At 48.2% G+C, this 16,601-nt stretch carries 14 protein-coding genes; 10 read left to right on the top strand and 4 right to left on the bottom strand.

The window, feature by feature from the left end:
* Positions 1 to 123: 123 nt before the first annotated feature.
* Both HW560_RS08145 and HW560_RS08150 read left to right on the top strand, forming a co-directional pair.
* On the top strand, positions 124 to 627 hold the full coding sequence (locus HW560_RS08145) for a GNAT family N-acetyltransferase (RefSeq protein WP_090903454.1): 504 nt from the start codon (positions 124 to 126) through the stop codon (positions 625 to 627).
* A gap of 24 nt (positions 628 to 651) precedes the next feature.
* Complete coding sequence (locus HW560_RS08150) at positions 652 to 1,440, top strand: SDR family oxidoreductase (RefSeq protein WP_179262721.1); 789 nt, start codon at positions 652 to 654, stop codon at positions 1,438 to 1,440.
* A 191-nt stretch (positions 1,441 to 1,631) separates the two neighbouring features.
* Here HW560_RS08150 and HW560_RS08155 read toward each other — a convergent pair whose 3' ends face one another.
* Positions 1,632 to 2,180 carry a GNAT family N-acetyltransferase gene (locus HW560_RS08155; RefSeq protein WP_090903456.1) on the bottom strand — a complete coding sequence of 183 codons (549 nt, stop codon included), beginning with the start codon at positions 2,178 to 2,180 and terminating at the stop codon, positions 1,632 to 1,634.
* 31 nt (positions 2,181 to 2,211) lie between these two features.
* Complete coding sequence (locus HW560_RS08160; protein WP_024632769.1) at positions 2,212 to 2,469, bottom strand: DUF2164 domain-containing protein; 258 nt, start codon at positions 2,467 to 2,469, stop codon at positions 2,212 to 2,214.
* Between the two features lie 260 nt (positions 2,470 to 2,729).
* Between HW560_RS08160 and HW560_RS08165 the strand changes: the two genes are divergently transcribed.
* A complete protein-coding gene (locus tag HW560_RS08165; protein ID WP_090903457.1) occupies positions 2,730 to 4,469 on the top strand; it encodes a glutamine--tRNA ligase/YqeY domain fusion protein in 1,740 nt (579 codons plus the stop codon).
* A 658-nt stretch (positions 4,470 to 5,127) separates the two neighbouring features.
* On the opposite strand, the gene HW560_RS08170 is transcribed toward HW560_RS08165, so the two are convergent.
* On the bottom strand, positions 5,128 to 6,354 hold the full coding sequence (locus HW560_RS08170) for an MFS transporter (protein WP_179262723.1): 1,227 nt from the start codon (positions 6,352 to 6,354) through the stop codon (positions 5,128 to 5,130).
* 87 nt (positions 6,355 to 6,441) lie between these two features.
* On the opposite strand from HW560_RS08170, the gene HW560_RS08175 reads away from it, so the two are divergent.
* Positions 6,442 to 7,059 carry a molybdenum cofactor guanylyltransferase gene (locus HW560_RS08175; protein ID WP_179262725.1) on the top strand — a complete coding sequence of 206 codons (618 nt, stop codon included), beginning with the start codon at positions 6,442 to 6,444 and terminating at the stop codon, positions 7,057 to 7,059.
* 80 nt (positions 7,060 to 7,139) lie between these two features.
* Here the strand turns inward: HW560_RS08175 and HW560_RS08180 are convergent, their stop codons facing one another.
* A complete protein-coding gene (locus HW560_RS08180) occupies positions 7,140 to 8,114 on the bottom strand; it encodes a helix-turn-helix domain-containing protein (protein ID WP_179262727.1) in 975 nt (324 codons plus the stop codon).
* 247 nt (positions 8,115 to 8,361) lie between these two features.
* Between HW560_RS08180 and HW560_RS08185 the strand changes: the two genes are divergently transcribed.
* From HW560_RS08185 to HW560_RS08210, 6 genes are all read left to right on the top strand, one after another.
* Complete coding sequence (locus HW560_RS08185) at positions 8,362 to 10,365, top strand: beta-galactosidase (protein WP_179262729.1); 2,004 nt, start codon at positions 8,362 to 8,364, stop codon at positions 10,363 to 10,365.
* A gap of 130 nt (positions 10,366 to 10,495) precedes the next feature.
* Positions 10,496 to 12,286, top strand: coding sequence for a sensor histidine kinase (locus HW560_RS08190; RefSeq protein WP_090903462.1), 1,791 nt, complete (start codon positions 10,496 to 10,498; stop codon positions 12,284 to 12,286).
* Positions 12,283 to 13,383: a response regulator gene (locus HW560_RS08195; RefSeq protein ID WP_090903463.1), complete on the top strand. Its 1,101-nt coding sequence runs from the start codon at positions 12,283 to 12,285 to the stop codon at positions 13,381 to 13,383. The genes HW560_RS08190 and HW560_RS08195 overlap by 4 nt, the downstream gene beginning before the upstream one ends.
* A 145-nt stretch (positions 13,384 to 13,528) precedes the next feature.
* On the top strand, positions 13,529 to 14,809 hold the full coding sequence (locus tag HW560_RS08200) for an ABC transporter substrate-binding protein (protein WP_090903464.1): 1,281 nt from the start codon (positions 13,529 to 13,531) through the stop codon (positions 14,807 to 14,809).
* A gap of 78 nt (positions 14,810 to 14,887) precedes the next feature.
* Complete coding sequence (locus tag HW560_RS08205) at positions 14,888 to 15,772, top strand: carbohydrate ABC transporter permease (RefSeq protein ID WP_064641854.1); 885 nt, start codon at positions 14,888 to 14,890, stop codon at positions 15,770 to 15,772.
* Positions 15,769 to 16,596, top strand: coding sequence for a carbohydrate ABC transporter permease (locus HW560_RS08210; protein ID WP_024632759.1), 828 nt, complete (start codon positions 15,769 to 15,771; stop codon positions 16,594 to 16,596). The genes HW560_RS08205 and HW560_RS08210 overlap by 4 nt, the downstream gene beginning before the upstream one ends.
* Positions 16,597 to 16,601 lie beyond the last annotated feature (5 nt).

The following is a 16,601-nucleotide window of genomic DNA, read 5'->3' on the forward strand; positions in this document are numbered from 1 at the left end:
TAAAGCAAAGGAGCATTTTGCACGTATTCAGCTGCAAAATGTCGAAATGAGTAAGGAACAAGCCATTTTTCTAACGCTGCTTTGCGCAGTGTTATCGACTATTGCACGAAAGGTTGAATTTTTATGCTTATCAGCCATACGTATACCATTCGGCCATCCGAAATCAAGGATGCTGCCCAACTAATGGAACTGGATGCACTGGTATGGGATAAGCATACCTCTCCGGCCCCGTTTCAGTGGCGATCCAGACAACAATATTTGCAGCATTGTCCGCCAGGAAGTCAGCTGATTGCCCTTCAGGGAGAGCGGGTATGTGGTTATGTGGGCTTTTATCTGCCAACAGGAATGCCCGTTAACCGCCATGTATACGAGATTAATATCGCCGTTCATCCCCATGATCGTCGCTGTGGTATTGCCACAGCTCTGATGGATGCCATGAAGCAGCATGCCTCTGAACAAGGGATCACCAAGCTTAGGTTGCGGGTGTTATCCAGCAATCCGGGGGCGATTGCTTTTTATAAACAGTGCGGATTTGTGACGGAAGGCAGACTGGTGTCGGAATTTTATATTGCAGGCAAGTATGTGGACGATATTCTTATGAGTTATTTCATCCAGGCCAACGGATAGAACAGAGTCGAAGGAGGAACAACAATGGACATGGGACTTCGAGGTAAAAAGGCGCTGGTGCTTGCATCCAGTCGAGGACTGGGCAAAGAGGTAGCCGCTCAATTGGCGGCAGAAGGCGCTGATGTCATGCTCGCCAGCCGGAGCGAAGAGAAGCTTGCAGCGGTGAAGCAGGAGCTGCTGGCGCTCGGTGGTGGCGGACGTATCGAATATTGTGCCACCGATGTGACAAGCAAGGAGGATATTGATGCCCTGATTCGCGAGACAGGCGAACAGTTTGGGCAGATTGATATTTTGGTGAACAATTCAGGCGGTCCGCCTTCAGGAACATTCGAGTCATTGACGGATGAAGATTGGGAACGTGCATTTGAGTTAAATGTACTCAGCTATGTCAGACTGATTCGCGGTGCACTTCCTTACATGAAGGAGAACGGCGGACATATCGTGAACATTGCCTCCACCTCTGTGAAGCAGCCGATTCCAGGTCTGATTCTGTCCAATACGTTCCGTACGGGTGTGTTCGGATTGGCCAAAACCTTGTCACAGGAACTTGCGCCATATGGCATTCTGATCAATACGGTTGCACCGGGTAGAATCGGGACGGATCGGATACATGAACTGGACGCAGCGCGTGCAGAGCAGAACGGAATAAGTGAGGAAGAGGTTGCCGAGCAATTCCGTAAGGAAATTCCACTGGGACGTTATGGTCAACCCGAGGAGTTCGCCAAAGCGGTTGTGTTCCTCTTATCAGGATCGAATACGTACATTACAGGTACATCTCTTGTGGTGGACGGTGGCATGGTACGTGCGCTCTAAGAAGAAGTCGGATCGAGAGATTACAAGTTATATGGATGCATAAATGCGCAAATAAGATAAGCCCCTCTTTAATCTCCACATGTTGTGGAGGAGGAGGGGCTTTAAGATTTAATGTATGCCTATGCCATTGTGTGAGGACCATATTCGCAATAAGAAATGGTCCTCCAACCATTTAAATTATGTAAGTCTAATTAGCGCAAAAGTTCCCATTCATGCTGCAGCATGCCATACACCGCATGGTTAACATAGCCCTTAGGCAGCTTCTCAGCCTGACGAATGACGCCTTCAAGGACGAATCCAAGCCGTTCAGGGATGGCCCGGCTTCGCTTGTTGTTGGTTGCTGAACGAATCTCGACACGGTTCAGATCCAGAGTGACGAGAGCGTAGTCCACCAGAACACGGCATGCGCTGGTCATCAGGCCTTGACCTTCAAAACCTTTGCCAAGCCAGTATCCGATGCTTACCGAGCGGTTGGTCCAGTTGATTTCGTGGAAGCCGATGATGCCTGCAAGTTCACCTTTCAGCCAGACACCTGCGGTGAAACCGCCGTTGTCCGCGCCCTGTTTCAGTGCATTGCTGATAAAATTCGAAGTGTGCTCAATCTCGGTCACGTTGTCCACCCACGGTAACCAATGTCTCAACTGATCCCGCGAGCGGTCCGTGAGTTCGAACAACGGTTTGGTGTGCTCCATGGCAAGTGGGCGGAGTTCGGTATATTCATCCAATGAATAGGTAAACATGAGTGCAACCTTCTTTCTTTGAAATAATGTATTATCGGGAAGTCTTCGGTAGCTTGCGCTCCAATGCAAACAGGTCTTCTTCCATCGAGGCCATGCGTTGATTCACCGTAGTACGGGCGTCACCCAGTGCCTGATTATATATGAAGGGAGCCAACTGGGTCATGAAAAGATCCAGCACACCCCAGGCTGCCAGATCGCCCAGTTCTTCGCCGCGTTCCTCTTCGAAATACGACTGGATGGTACGTATGGCTTCATCCTGTTGTTCTTTGGACAGTTTTAGCGCGTTCAATGGGAAACCCTCCCTTAAATTCTGTTTTTCTATCATGCTACATGATTCGCGCGAACCCGTCAAAATGGTTTTGGGCCTATCTTGTGTGTAACTGATCCTGATTTTGGGGCGTTATTTATTGAACTCCTCCCTCGTTAAAGGTATATTTAAATGAAACGCGTACGAAACTTTCCAAGAAAATAGATTTTTTCAGGAAATGACTTCGTTATAAAGGAATTTTAGCCGGAATTGCTGCAATTCCTGAAAGCTCCAATCAATTCATGAAAGGTTTGATACCTGTGGACAATCGTACAACCCCACCTAACTTTATCAAAAATATTATTACCGAAGATCTCCGGTCAGGGAAAGTCCAGGAAGTCATTACCCGTTTTCCTCCGGAACCGAACGGTTATCTGCATATCGGCCATGCCAAAGCGATCTGGATTAACTTTGCGCTAGGCGGCGAATTTGGCGGCAAAACAAATCTGCGCTTCGATGACACGAATCCGGTCAAGGAAGATGTAGAGTATGTCCAATCGATTCAGGAAGACGTGAAATGGCTCGGCTATGAGTGGAGCGAGAAACGTTTTGCTTCCGATTATTTTGATGAAATGTACAGACGCGCGGTCTTGCTGATCCAAAAAGGCAAAGCTTACATCGACGATCAAAGCGCCGACGAAATCCGTGCTATGCGTGGAACGCTCACCGAGCCGGGCAAGAACAGCCCATACCGTGACCGTCCGGTAGAAGAGAACCTTGACCTGTTCACACGGATGCGTGCAGGCGAGTTCCAGAACGGTGAGAAAGTGCTGCGAGCCAAGATTGATATGGCTTCACCGAACATCAATCTGCGTGATCCGGTCATTTACCGTATTGCTCATGCACATCATCATAATACGGGCGACAAATGGTGCATCTATCCGATGTACGCATTTGCACATCCACTTGAAGATGCCATTGAAGGAGTAACCCACTCCCTCTGCTCCCTGGAGTTTGAGGACCAACGACCATTCTATGATTGGGTTATTGCCGAATGTGAGATGGAGAACCAACCACATCAATATGAGTTTGGCCGCCTGAACCTGTCGCAAATGGTGACAAGTAAACGGAAGCTGAAACTGCTCGTGGATGAAGGACATGTGGATGGATGGGATGATCCGCGCATGCCAACGATTTCGGGTCTGCGCCGCCGGGGATATACACCGGAAGCCATTCGTGATTTCGTATTCGAAACAGGCATTTCCAAAAGCCAAGGCGTTATCGACCTGCAAACGCTGGAACACTTTGTACGTGAAGACTTGAAACTGAAAGCTCCGCGCACAATGGCTGTCCTGCACCCCCTCAAAGTGGTCATTACCAACTACCCTGAAGGGCAAGTGGAATGGCTCGAAGCGGAGAACAATGTGGAGAACCCGGAGATGGGCAATCGCCAAATCCCATTCTCCCGCGAGATTTATATTGAACAAGACGATTTCATGGAAAATCCGCCGAACAAATATTTCCGTTTGTTCCCGGGCAACGAAGTTCGTCTGAAACATGCGTATTTCATCAAGTGTAACGATGTAATTAAGGATGCAGAAGGCAATGTGACTGAAATCCATTGTACCTATGACGTGGAAACGAAGAGTGGCAGTGGCTTCACTGGCCGTAAAGTTAAAGGGACCATCCACTGGGTAGAAGCGACTCAAGCGGTACCGGCTGAATTCCGTCTGTATGAACCTCTGATCTCCGCAGAAGCACCGGAAGCCGATACCGAGCCAGAAGTGGCCGTGGCAGGCGCTGAGGTGGAGGTTGTGGAAGAGCAACCGGAGAAAACGTTCCTGGATCAATTGAATCCAAACTCTCTTGAAGTGGTTCAAGGGTTTGTGGAGCAAGAGATGAAGGAAGCGAAAGCACAGGATAAATTCCAGTTCTTCCGTCACGGTTACTTCAGCGTTGACCCGAAACATTCCGAGCCAGGCCGTCCGGTATTTAACCGGGTTGTATCCCTGAAAAGCTCGTTCCAACTGCCGAAGGCATAAGGTCGATGGATGAAATTAAGGTTGTTCATCAGTGTGCTGGTAAGCAGCCAAGTTATTAGTTAAATGAAGGGCATCCTTCGTCATGATTCATGGCGAAGGATGCCCTTTTGTTTTTCAGGTACAGTCAGGTTCAGTTTTAGACTGAGCCTACAATACGGCATGAACATGAGAACAAGCGTATCTGTGCGTATGAGGTAAGAATCTAACGAACCGAGAACACGCTATTCATGTGTATTCGGGCGTTCCAGCAACGTAACGAATCGTAGACACCTTATTTCCTCGTTTGGCCTGTCTTTATTGGATTTTTAGCGTCTCTTATGCGAAATAAGGTGGATGAGATTCCTTAGCTTTAGAATTTCGTGAAATTGCTGTAAATAAGGCGTCTAAGGTTCGTTAGGGGCGACAAACGCATGGAGACGCCTTTCTTTTTATTACTACTATTCTTAATCTTTTGTTTGATTGTTTGAACTTTATTTACACCATAACGGAGAGGACAGAATAAAGCTGGAGAAGCGTAGCGTTCGCCTTTATCCCTGGATTTTACCCTTTGAAAAAGGGAATCCAAAAAAATCCGGGGATAACAGCGATCGAAAGATTGTTCTGTCCTCGTAGTGCTCCAGTGTAAATCTTGAAAGGTTCAACCTTTGCCAACAAAAGATTACCTTTCACCCATTTCCGTCAACACAGTTGGCTGATATCCGTTGCGGCGGTTCGAGAACCACATGATTGCAAAACCAACGGCACCAATCAGGGAGAAGAACACTCCGATGTTATACATCACCTCAGCACCGAAGCTCTGGAACAGCCAGCCGCCGAACAGGCCGGCAATGACACCGGATATGCCGCCCCAGGCCATCGTATACACCGCCTGACCAGAGGAGCGATACGGCCTTGGAATGAACAGCATCGTCAGTTGGGTACCTACATAGAAATACCCGCCGAACGTAATGGAGTGCATGAGCTGAATGAACACAATCTCTAACGGGTTGTTCGCTAAGGCCATGAGCTCCCAGCGGATGGCGAACAACAGACTGATCAGGACAAGTGATGAGAGAAGCATGCTCATTTTGCGTTTGAGAAAACGGTCCAGGAGCAAGAATACACCCACTTCAAGGATGGATGATGTGAAGATGGCCCAGCCAACCATCTGTTTATCGCCACCCATTTCCACGATGTATAATGACATAAATGTACTGTTCATGGCGTTGGGTACGGAAACGAGCACCCCAAGCCCGATAAAGATCATAAAGTAAGGATTGAACATCACCCTGCCGAAACGTCGAAAGCTCACTACAGGTGTATCTGAAGCGATTGGCTGTCTGGGTAGAAACAAGGCAAAGACAAAGGCAATGACAATCATGAAGGCAAATACAATCGATACACTGCCTGCTCCCAAGCGGTCAATCAGCGGTCCGGCAGCCGCAGCAGTCAGAGCCCAACCCAGCGACCCCCAGAGCCGAAACGTACCGAATTTCTGATTCGTGCCATCGATATAACCGAGAATCAGGCTGTTGGTTTGGGCAAACAACGGACTTTGAAAAAAATAAAAAAAGATCATGGCTGCATAGATCCAGGCATACGTAGGCGCATAGAATACGGCCTGAGCAAGCACAAAGGTGCCACCCATCATCATCATCAGAATAATGCGAATATTGCGTGATTTATCGCTCCAGAAGCCCCAGAACGGATTAGCAAACAAGGATACAAACGGACCAATCGCCATCAGACTGCCAATCTCCAATTTGGTCATCCCGATTTCCTGCAAATACAACTGAAGAAAACCGGCGAAGATTGAAATGGCTCCATAAATGAAAAAATTATATAGTTTCAGCGAAACCAAAGAGGGATTGCCTCTTCCGGGTGCATATCTATCCAATAGAGCCATTCCTTTCAGAATCATATTCTTCAATGTATCATTTGTTGAAAGGGTATTCAATGTATAGAATAAGTTTATTGAACGAGGAGGATGACCATGAGCACGATGGAATGGACAGGTATTATACTGGCAGGTGGCTTATCCCGTCGTATGGGTTCCAATAAGGCATTGTTGCAATGGAATGGTTCCAGCGTGCTGGAGCAGATCATTCAAGCGATGGCACCAGCTGTGAATAGTATTATCGTTTCCGCAGGAACCAACACAGCTGTATACAACGCATTGCCCTACAACTGCGTCCAGGATCACTTCCCGGGGAAAGGGCCGCTCGCAGGGCTGCATGCCGCGCTGGATGCCTCGGAGACAGACTGGAACCTCATCTGCGCCTGTGATATGCCGCTGCTAGAGCCATCTTTTTTCAAAGGTATGAAGTGGCTCGCCGAGTCAGGTCAAGAGCATCATGCCATCGTTCCACGATTGGCAGGGCGTGTTCATCCGCTTGCAGGTGCATATCATAAACGTGTTCTCCCCGAACTTGAACAGTGTTTACGCCATGACAGACTGAAAGTAACCCAATGGCTTGAAGAGATCCGCTGCCGATATGTCGACGTCGATGAGCTGGAAAGCGCTGGCGTCTATGAGGTGGCCATTCAGCTTAGTAATATGAATACCCCGGAAGAGTACGAGCATATTCGTAACCGATGTTACGGCCCTTAACCCATAACATTCATTCATTCATTCATTCATTCATTCATTCATAACCTCTTTTAACATTAGCCCATCTTCCCATTTCTTCCTCATTCTGATTCTGACTCCCAACTCTGGTCCACTGGACCCGATTCGTTGGATAGATCCTGAACGGCGTTGCGATATTGAAGTGGACTCTGGCCTGTCCATCGTTTAAATTGCCGACTGAAATGCGACAGATGGGTGTAACCCAGCTTCCATGCGATTTCCCCCAAAGAGAGCTTTGGCTGTTCGATCAGCACTTTGGCTTCCTGCAGCTTCAGGCTGGACAGATAGGCCCGTGGAGATTGTCCGTACACCTTGCGAAAGATCTGCAGCCCATATCCCGGACTGATGCCAAACGAGGATATGATCTGCTCCACTTTGACGGTGGATACATTTCCCTCCTTGACTCGAAGCTGTGTATGGAACGCCTGCTTGATGGCTTCTGCGATGGCCCCTGCATAATGCATGGCTGCGGGAGCTGGAGCACTGGGCGAAGCATCAGAGCGGGTGGTCAGTGGTTCACGGTCGGCCGCCCGGGACAACAGGGCAAACAATTCAAACATGCTTGCCTGCATGATAAATTTGTCTGTGGAAGTGTATGCCTCCGATGTTCTGATCATGTTCATCCAGTTTTCCAGGACAGGGCGCATTTGCATATTATCTGTGGTGCCTGCCTCATAGATTCGGCTGTGATGTGACATCAGCTTCAGGGTAAATACGGGATCATCCACATTGAAATGAGCACTGAAATACGTCATGCCCTCTGATGATACACATTGGTTCGTATGTTTGAATCCCGGTGGAATCAGCAAAATGGAACCTTCCTCAACCGTATAGGTATACCCGTGAATCACGCTTTCCTGGGTCCCCTTTATAATTAGCATAATTTCAAAGCCCGGATGGGATTCCTCCGGCATCGCCCAACCGTATGGAACTTGTTGGCTGTGCGCTCCATAGAATTTAATGTTACAGTCGATAATAGGCAGCCAGTGAGCCAGTGTATGATGTGGCATTTCTCGAAGCTGCGATCGGATATCCATGACATTCACCTCGGAAAAGGGTAAAAACAACTCGCCTTGTACAATCGGCACCCATAGTATACTTCATTATAATCAGTTTAACGCCAACATTGAAAAATGGCAGAACGGAGGGCGTTCGACCAGATTGCTAAGCATCTAATGTACTTCAATAGATATTAATGTAAACGTTATCATTTTTCAATTGAATCATTTCATTTTGTATAAATGCCAAGCAAAACATACTTCCCGATGAAAAGGAGATTTTAACATGGACAAGTTATTGTACGGAGTAGCCTACTATGATGAATATATGCCTTATGAGCGATTGGATAAGGATATCCAGATGATGAAAGATGCAGGCATCAATGTGGTGCGGATTGCGGAATCCACCTGGAGTACGCATGAACCACAGAATGGCGTATTCGACTTCTCCTCAGTAGATCGTGTACTGGATGCCATGCATGCGGCGGGCATTCAGGTTATTGTGGGTACGCCTACGTATGCTGTTCCAACGTGGATGGTGAAGGAGCATCCGGATGTTCTGGCCACAACGGTACAGGGACCGGGGAAATATGGAGCGCGGCAGATCATGGATATCACACATCCAACGTATCTGTTCTATGCGGAACGCATTATTCGCAAGCTGATCTCCCGTGTTAGCAAACACCCTGCCGTGATTGGCTATCAGACGGATAACGAAACGAAGCATTACAACACTGCCGGTGATAACGTACAATTGCAATTCGTCAAATATATGCGTAACAAGTTCAGCTCATTGGATGATCTGAACAAGGAATTTGGTCTCGACTATTGGAGTAACCGTATCAATAGCTGGGAGGACTTCCCGTCTGTTGTCGGTACAATCAACGGCAGTCTGGGAGCTGAATTTGCCAAGTTCCAGCGCCAACTGGTAACCAACTTTCTAGCGTGGCAGGTCGGAACTGTAAATGAGTACAAACAGGAGGGTCAGTTCGTCACCCAGAACTTTGACTTCGACTGGCGTGGATACTCGTACGGCATTCAGGGAGATGTGGACCATTTTGCCGCATCCAAACCTTTTGACATCACCAGTGTGGACATCTACCATCCGTCGCAGGATGATCTGACCGGCATTGAGATTTCATTCGGCGGTGACGTGGCACGTTCCACCAAACAATCGAACTATCTCGTACTGGAGACGGAAGCGCAGGCTTTCTGGCATTGGGTTCCCTACCCGGGACAGCTTCGCCTTCAGGCGTTTAGCCACCTGGCATCGGGAGCAAACATGGTCGCCTATTGGCACTGGCATTCCTTGCATAATTCATTCGAGACGTATTGGAAAGGATTGCTGAGCCATGATTTTGAACCAAATCCGGTCTACAATGAGGCCAAAACGATCGGCCGGGATTTTGCCAGACTTAGCCCACAACTGGTGAATTTGAAGAAAACGAATCGGGTAGCCGTGCTGTTCAGCAATGAGGCGTTGACGTCGATCAAGTGGTTCGGGTTTAATTTTACGAGTGACAAAAAATACAACGACGTTATCCGCTGGATGTATGACGAATTATACAAAATGAATATTGGCTGTGATCTGATTGATCCGTCCGTGGAGAGTTATGAAGGCTATGATGTGATCGTTGTGCCTGCTTTGTACGCAGCTTCCGATGTCTTGCTTGAGAGGCTGAACCAATTCGTACAGGATGGTGGGCATGTCGTTTACTCCTTCAAGAGCGGATTCGCCAATGAGCATATTAAGGTCCGCTCTACCCGCCAGCCTGGACTGATCAGTGAGGCTTGTGGCATCAGTTACAACCTTTTTGTAGAGCCGAAAAATGTTTCGCTTCGAGATGATCCGTTCGAGGTTGGAGAGGAACAGAATCAGATTCACACCTGGATGGAGCTCATCACACCAACAACTGCAGAAGTGCTGGCCTGGTATGATCATCCTCACTGGGGAGAATATGCGGCAATTACCCAGAATACCTATGGCAAGGGCAAAGCAACGTACGTTGGATGTTATACCAGCTCCGCGGTGATACGCAGCGTGCTGGAGCGAGTCATGAAGGAAGCTGGACTATGGGGAACTGATCAGGAATTGGCTTTTCCAATCATCGTGAAGAGCGGCGTGAATGAGCAAGGGAATACGATTCGATATTTCTTTAACTACTCCGATCATGCGACTTCGTTCGTAAATGCCTACGGAGACGGAACGGAACTTCTGGCAGGAACAGCGGTGTCCGGAGAGCAGAATATTGACCTGGAACCTTGGGGTGTGCGCATTATTGAGCAATAATGGGAAATCATAAATGAATTGACAAGTTCATGTTCAATGACTATAAAAAGAATACAAAGACCAAAGCGCCCTCGGCTTCATGCTGGGGCGTTTATCTTATTTTAGCTCATAGCTCAGGAGTGGATGCCTTGTGTTTACCGAATTATACCGGAAGCTTACTGATCCGTTCAAACGCAGCATTCGCAACAAATTAATCCTCACCATGACGTTTCTGGCCATTCTGCCCGTAATCGCCATGACAGTTGTAGCGGCCGAAAATACCCGCTCTTCCATGGAAGAAGAGATCATGGAGACCAACCGTGCGAATATGAATTGGGCCTCTATCTATTTGGGTGAACAATTCGCGCGGATGAACAATCTCATCTATTCCATTCAGATCAGTGATGAGCTGCATCAGTATTTGGCATTGAATCAGGATGCTCCAGCTGCCAGCCGATTCGATGAGCAGAAGGCCGTGTTCAACATGCTGAACAGTGTATATTATTCGGCTGGCAACTATGTATTTGGCGTGGAATTATACCTAAAGGAACTGGACACAATGTTCACCTTCAACTCGATGGAAAGCCGAATCCGATCGGTGCCGGACATTCCTGCGGCATACCATGATCTTTTTGAGCAGCATAAGGACTTTACGATTATGAATGATCCGAATGATCCGGAGAAGTTTCATATGACCCGCAGCATGAACCGTTTCGAGGATCAGGCGCAGATTGGCGCAATCAGTCTGGAAGTCAAGTGGGCCGAATTCAATCAGACGCTGGAATTGCTGGACAGCCGGGGGGATTATGCGGTGTACATCGCGGATAGTACGGGAAGTCCGGTCTATCAGCCAAACAAGGAGATACAGCCTTCAGCAGAGGCACTGGAAAAGCTTGCAGTTACGAAGGACAGTTCCGGTTTCATTCGAACAGCCAAGGAATATGTATTCTATCATGCCATTGATCCGTCAGGGATGCGTCTGATCAAAATTGTCCCTTCCCATGTCATCAATGAGAGTGCACTGGAAACGATGAAATATGGTCTTGTTGTGGGTGGGCTGGCTACCGTGGTTTCGGTGTTGTTGGCAGCATTTGTGGCTTGGCGAACATCCAAACCGATTGTCAGACTGGCGAATTCCATGAAGGGAATCCAGTTGATCAAGGACAAGGAAGTGGTCCGCAGTGGTCGGGTGGATGAGATTGGCCTGCTGGAGAAAAATCTGCATGGTATGGCAAGCCGCATTCGGGAGCATATCCGGGATAACTATCTCATGAATCTGGAGAAACAGACGGCCGAGCTCAAAGCGCTTCAGTCTCAGATTCACCCGCATTTTCTGCAAAATACGCTGCAGATGATCGGAGGTATGGTGTACTCGCAGAAGCCGGCAGACAGTTATAAAGTGATTCGTGCATTAAGTGAGATGTTCCGATATATTGTCAGAGCGCCGGATGGACTCGTGCCATTGCAGTCCGAATTGGACCAGCTGGAGCATTATATGCTCATCCAGATGCAGCGTTTTGGCAGCAGACTTGAATATAAACTGGAGATTGAAGGCGTGCTCAGTGACTGCTACATTCCGAAGTTGTCCCTGCAGCCGATTGTGGAGAATGCATTTGTCCATGGTCTGGAGAAAAAGCAGGGAGAGTGGAAATTGAACATTCAAGTTGTCCGACTAGATCATGAGGTAACCATCCGCATTTCCGATAATGGGGTGGGTGTGGATCAAGAGAGGTTGGCCGAGATGCAATCGAGACTGTCCAAGCTGTCCCGGCAAGGAGACAGAGTATGGAGCTCGGGCACCAGCATTGGCCTGGTCAATGCCGCATCACGCATCGTGATGCACTTTGGGCCTGCATACGGTATGAACATGGAGAGTGGGGAAGGACAGGGAACCCGTGTCACTGTTCGAATTCCTTGCCATACAGGAGGCGAGATCACGTGAACAAGGATCATTATAGAGTGCTAATAGTGGACGACGAGCCATGGAACAGAGATATTTTGCGCAATTTGGGCACGTGGGATGAGCTTGGCATGGTGGTAGCAGGTGAGGCAGAGGATGGCGGAGAGGCGATCCGGCTGGTTGAGCAGCATCAGCCCCATATTATCATTACAGATATGCGTATGCCGGGTAAAGATGGCGTGGAACTGCTCCAGACGCTGAGTGCACAATATCCGCATATCAAAGTGATTGTGGTCAGCGGTTATGATGATTTTAATTATGCGAAACATGCCATTCGCCACCGTGCCGCTGATTATCTGCTCAAGCCGGTGAATCCCGATGAATTGAATAACGTTCTGGCCAAGTGTAAACGTGAATTGGAAAAGACCGAGTCCGGGCCAGAATCCTGGGAACCTTATCCTTCCGCTTTTTCTGGCGAGTTCTCGCTGTTTCAGCAGCAGGCGCGCTTACGTTTTAACGACTTGAACGTTCAGGGATTGCATGAGCTGTTCGGGCAGCTGGAGCACCGCCTTGATACCAGTGATATCCGAAGACCGCAACAGCTTGGACGGGTCGCATACGAATTGCAGACGCTGCTGGGCGAGCTGTGTGTTTCCAACGGCTTATGCGAGCAACCTGTAGCAGCTGTACTCCCGCCGCCAACGGCTCTGGCGTCCATCACATCGGCAGTGGACTGGATATCAGCGCCTTATTATACTTCGTTGGAGCAGCTGATTGCGCAGCGCAAATTCAAGAACAAGCTGAACCTGGATGAGGTGAAGCAATACATTGAGCAGCACTGCATGGAGATGATTACACTGGAGCAGCTTGCCCAGATCTTTTTTGTCAGCAAAGAATATCTCAGCAAGGTGTTCAAAAAAGAATACGGCGTGAATGTGACCGACTATATTGTCCAGTTACGCATGGCAAGAGCCAGGGAGTGGGTGCTCGATGATCAGATTCCATTCAAACATATTGCCGAGATGACGGGGTATGAGGATGTATCGTACTTTTATCGGGTATTCAAGAAACACTTCGGGATTTCGCCTGGAGAGATGCGAAAGGGACAACCTCGTAAATCAGATAACAGCCCCAAATAATTCGTTCACAGACAGTTTACTTATTGGATTAAGGTTTAAAATAATCCAATAAACGAGTCTAATAATGTCCAATGAAGCGCTTTCATTTCGTGATATATAATGATCCTATGAAAGACAAACCAGTTACACCGGGAGGTCATAAGAGATGAAAGTATGGAAAAGCGTAGCAAGTGCGGTACTGGTGAGTGTTCTGCTCGCAGGCTGCGGTTCCAATGCGGGTACGGATGGTAAGGAAGAGGGAACTGCATCGGGCAGTACGGTGTCCCTCAAAGTATTCATTGCACAGCCGCGGCTGAAAGAACATTACGATAAATATATAGAACAGTTCAAAGCCAAGGAGAAAGCCGAAAAGAATATTGAGGTCAACGTACAACTGGAGATGCCGCCAGCAGATAATGCGCCGCAGATTCTGAAAACACGACTTGCCTCCAATGATGCACCGGACGTGTTCGCACTTCATGCGGTCAATGAAATCCCACCGTTCAGCAAAGCAGGTTATCTGGAAGACCTGTCGGGTCAGCCTTTTGTCGATAAATTATTGGATTCCGTTAAGCCTTCCGTAACAGATGCGTCGGGCAAAGTCGTGGCCGTTCCTTTGGAAACGTTATCTTGGGGATACCTGTACAATAAGGATATTTTCAAAGAGCAGGGGCTAGAGGTTCCAACCACTTTGACGGAAATGAAAGCAGTCGTGGAAAAGCTGAAAGCAGCCAACATCACACCGTTTGAACTTTCGTACAAAGAGGCCTGGATTCCGCAACTGTTCTTGCCACTTACCGTAGGTGCACTGACTCAGTCAGAGCATAAAGACTTCTTGGATAAGATGAATCAGGATCAAGGTTCCTTCTCGGATATGAAAGCCTTGTTCGACATCTTCGATCTCGTCAATGCCAATGGAACGGAGAAAGCGCTTGAAGTGGGCGGCGATGATGGTTCAGCAGCCTTTGCAACAGGCAAAGCAGCAATGTGGATTCAAGGACCTTGGTTCGCGGAAACCATCCTGAAGTCCAATCCGGATATCAACTTCGGCGTAGCTCCACTGCCGATCAATGACAACCCGGATGATACCAAAATCAACCTGAGCACATCGACTTCACTGGCGGTATCTTCCTCCAGCAAAAACAAAGAAGTGGCGCTCGACTTCGTAAACTATATTCTCGATGACAAGGATTCAAGTGCATTCTACGAAGCACTGAAATTCAATCCGGTTGCCAAAATTCATGACTTCAAAAGTTTCCCTTGGGTAGACGATGCCCTGAAATATGTGAATGAAGGCAAAGCGTATCAAGATCCATCCATTCCTCAAGCGGTTAAAGATGAATCAGGCAAAGCGCTGCAAGGTTACTACTCCGGACAACTGAACCAGCAGCAGGTGATCGATGCGCTCGACAAGGCGTGGAAATCCTACAACAAAGTCAACAAGTAAGCAGATGAAACGGCTGGCAGAACGGTCTTCGTTCCCCCGTTTCCGCGAGTCTGCTTATAGTGAAAAGGGGGAGAACCAATGGCTACGAATGTATTCAAGAAGTATCTGTCGCTGCTAGCGTTCACTGCGCCTGCCTTTGTCATCTATGCGATTTTCCTGCTGTATCCCACATTTAGCGGTTTGTTCTACAGCTTGACGGACTGGAATGGTCTGAACCGGGATTACAGTTTTATCGGTCTGGGAAACTTCGTGGAGCTGTTCAAGGAAGATCCCGACTTTCTGAATTCCCTGTGGTTCACGTTAAAATATGTGGTGTTTATGCTGATTCTGCAAAATGGAATTGCCTTGCTGCTCGCCGTGTTCATTGAGACACGGACGCGCAGCAAGGGGTTATTCCGGACCCTGTTTTTCATGCCGAACATGATCAGTACGATCATCAGCGCCTTTATGTGGACGTTCATCTTCTCCCAGGTGCTGCCGCAGCTGGCCGAGAAGTTGGCGGTCTCTTTTTTGGACCAACAGTGGCTGGGTGATCCGAAATTTTCATTCTACTCCATCCTGATCGTATCGCTCTGGAATGGTGTGGGGTATATGATGATCATCTATCTGGCAGCACTCCAGGGTGTGCCGAAGAGTCTGAAGGAAGCGGCTGTTATTGATGGAGCCAATGCGTTCCAGGTACTTCGTAATGTCGTATTGCCGATGATTACTCATGCCGTGACGATCTGTTTCTTCCTGACACTGAACGGTGCTTTCAAAGTATTCGAAGTTGTGTACGGTCTGACAGGTGGCGGTCCAGGCAGAGCCACTCAGGTGATTACGATGAATATTTATGAAGAGGCATTCTCCAACAATTTTAGATACGGATATGCCAGTGCCAAGTCGGTTGTGTTATTCGTCATCGTGCTCATCTTCACACTCATTCAGATTACGGTGATGAAGAAGAAAGAGGTGGAAGCATGAGGATGCAACGAATTAACAGCTACCTGATTCGACTGCTGCTGGTGCTGGGCTCCCTCGTCGCAATGCTGCCAATCTACATGGCGATTGTGAACTCATTCAAAACACAAGGCGAAATGTTCCAGTCTTTTATAGCTCTCCCAACAACCTTTCATTGGGAAAACTATTCGGATGCGTTTAACAAAATCAACCTGCTGGGCAGCTCATTGAACTCGGCGATTGTATCCTTCCTGGGGATTGGCGGTATTGTATTCTGCGCTTCATTGGCCGGATACAAGCTGTCGCGTACTTCAGGCAGATTGAGCAACCTGATCTTCTTCCTGTTCGTGGCATCCATGCTCGTTCCTTTTCACTCGATCATGATTCCACTGACACGGGTTGCCAAAGGACTTCACGTCCAAGGAAGCACATACGGATTGGCTCTGATCTATATCGGACTTGGTGTGAACATGGCGATCTTCCTGTATCACGGGTTTGTTAAGTCCATCCCGCGTGAATTGGAAGAGTCGGCACAGATGGATGGATGTAATGAGTTCCAGACGTTCTTCCAGATCATCTTCCCATTGTTGCTGCCAATTACGGTCACCATCGCCATCTTGGACTTCTTATGGATCTGGAATGACTTCCTGCTGCCACTGCTCATGCTGACGGATGTGAATCGTTATACGCTGATTCTGTCCACGAACATGCTGTTTGGCGAGTACAATAAGGAATGGCCGTTGATCCTGTCCTCTCTGGTACTGACTGCGATTCCGGTGGTTCTCATCTATGCGTTCTTCCAAAAGTTCATCATGGAGGGTATTGCAGAAGGTGCGGTAAAAGGATAAAGGAA

It is taken from the genome of Paenibacillus sp. E222, assembly GCF_013401555.1.
Taxonomy (GTDB): Bacteria; Bacillota; Bacilli; order Paenibacillales; family Paenibacillaceae; genus Paenibacillus.

Bases quoted from the DNA above. Each gene is read 5' to 3' on its own strand.
- HW560_RS08165 (WP_090903457.1), top strand. From the start codon at position 2,730: ATGAAAGGTTTGATACCTGTGGACAATCGTACAACCCCACCTAACTTT.
- HW560_RS08185 (WP_179262729.1), top strand. From the start codon at position 8,362: ATGGACAAGTTATTGTACGGAGTAGCCTACTATGATGAATATATGCCT.
- HW560_RS08180 (WP_179262727.1), bottom strand. From the start codon at position 8,114: ATGGATATCCGATCGCAGCTTCGAGAAATGCCACATCATACACTGGCT.
- HW560_RS08170 (WP_179262723.1), bottom strand. From the start codon at position 6,354: ATGGCTCTATTGGATAGATATGCACCCGGAAGAGGCAATCCCTCTTTG.
- HW560_RS08175 (WP_179262725.1), top strand. From the start codon at position 6,442: ATGAGCACGATGGAATGGACAGGTATTATACTGGCAGGTGGCTTATCC.
- HW560_RS08145 (WP_090903454.1), top strand. From the start codon at position 124: ATGCTTATCAGCCATACGTATACCATTCGGCCATCCGAAATCAAGGAT.
- HW560_RS08205 (WP_064641854.1), top strand. From the start codon at position 14,888: ATGGCTACGAATGTATTCAAGAAGTATCTGTCGCTGCTAGCGTTCACT.
- HW560_RS08155 (WP_090903456.1), bottom strand. From the start codon at position 2,180: ATGTTTACCTATTCATTGGATGAATATACCGAACTCCGCCCACTTGCC.
- HW560_RS08150 (WP_179262721.1), top strand. From the start codon at position 652: ATGGACATGGGACTTCGAGGTAAAAAGGCGCTGGTGCTTGCATCCAGT.
- HW560_RS08200 (WP_090903464.1), top strand. From the start codon at position 13,529: ATGAAAGTATGGAAAAGCGTAGCAAGTGCGGTACTGGTGAGTGTTCTG.
- HW560_RS08210 (WP_024632759.1), top strand. From the start codon at position 15,769: ATGAGGATGCAACGAATTAACAGCTACCTGATTCGACTGCTGCTGGTG.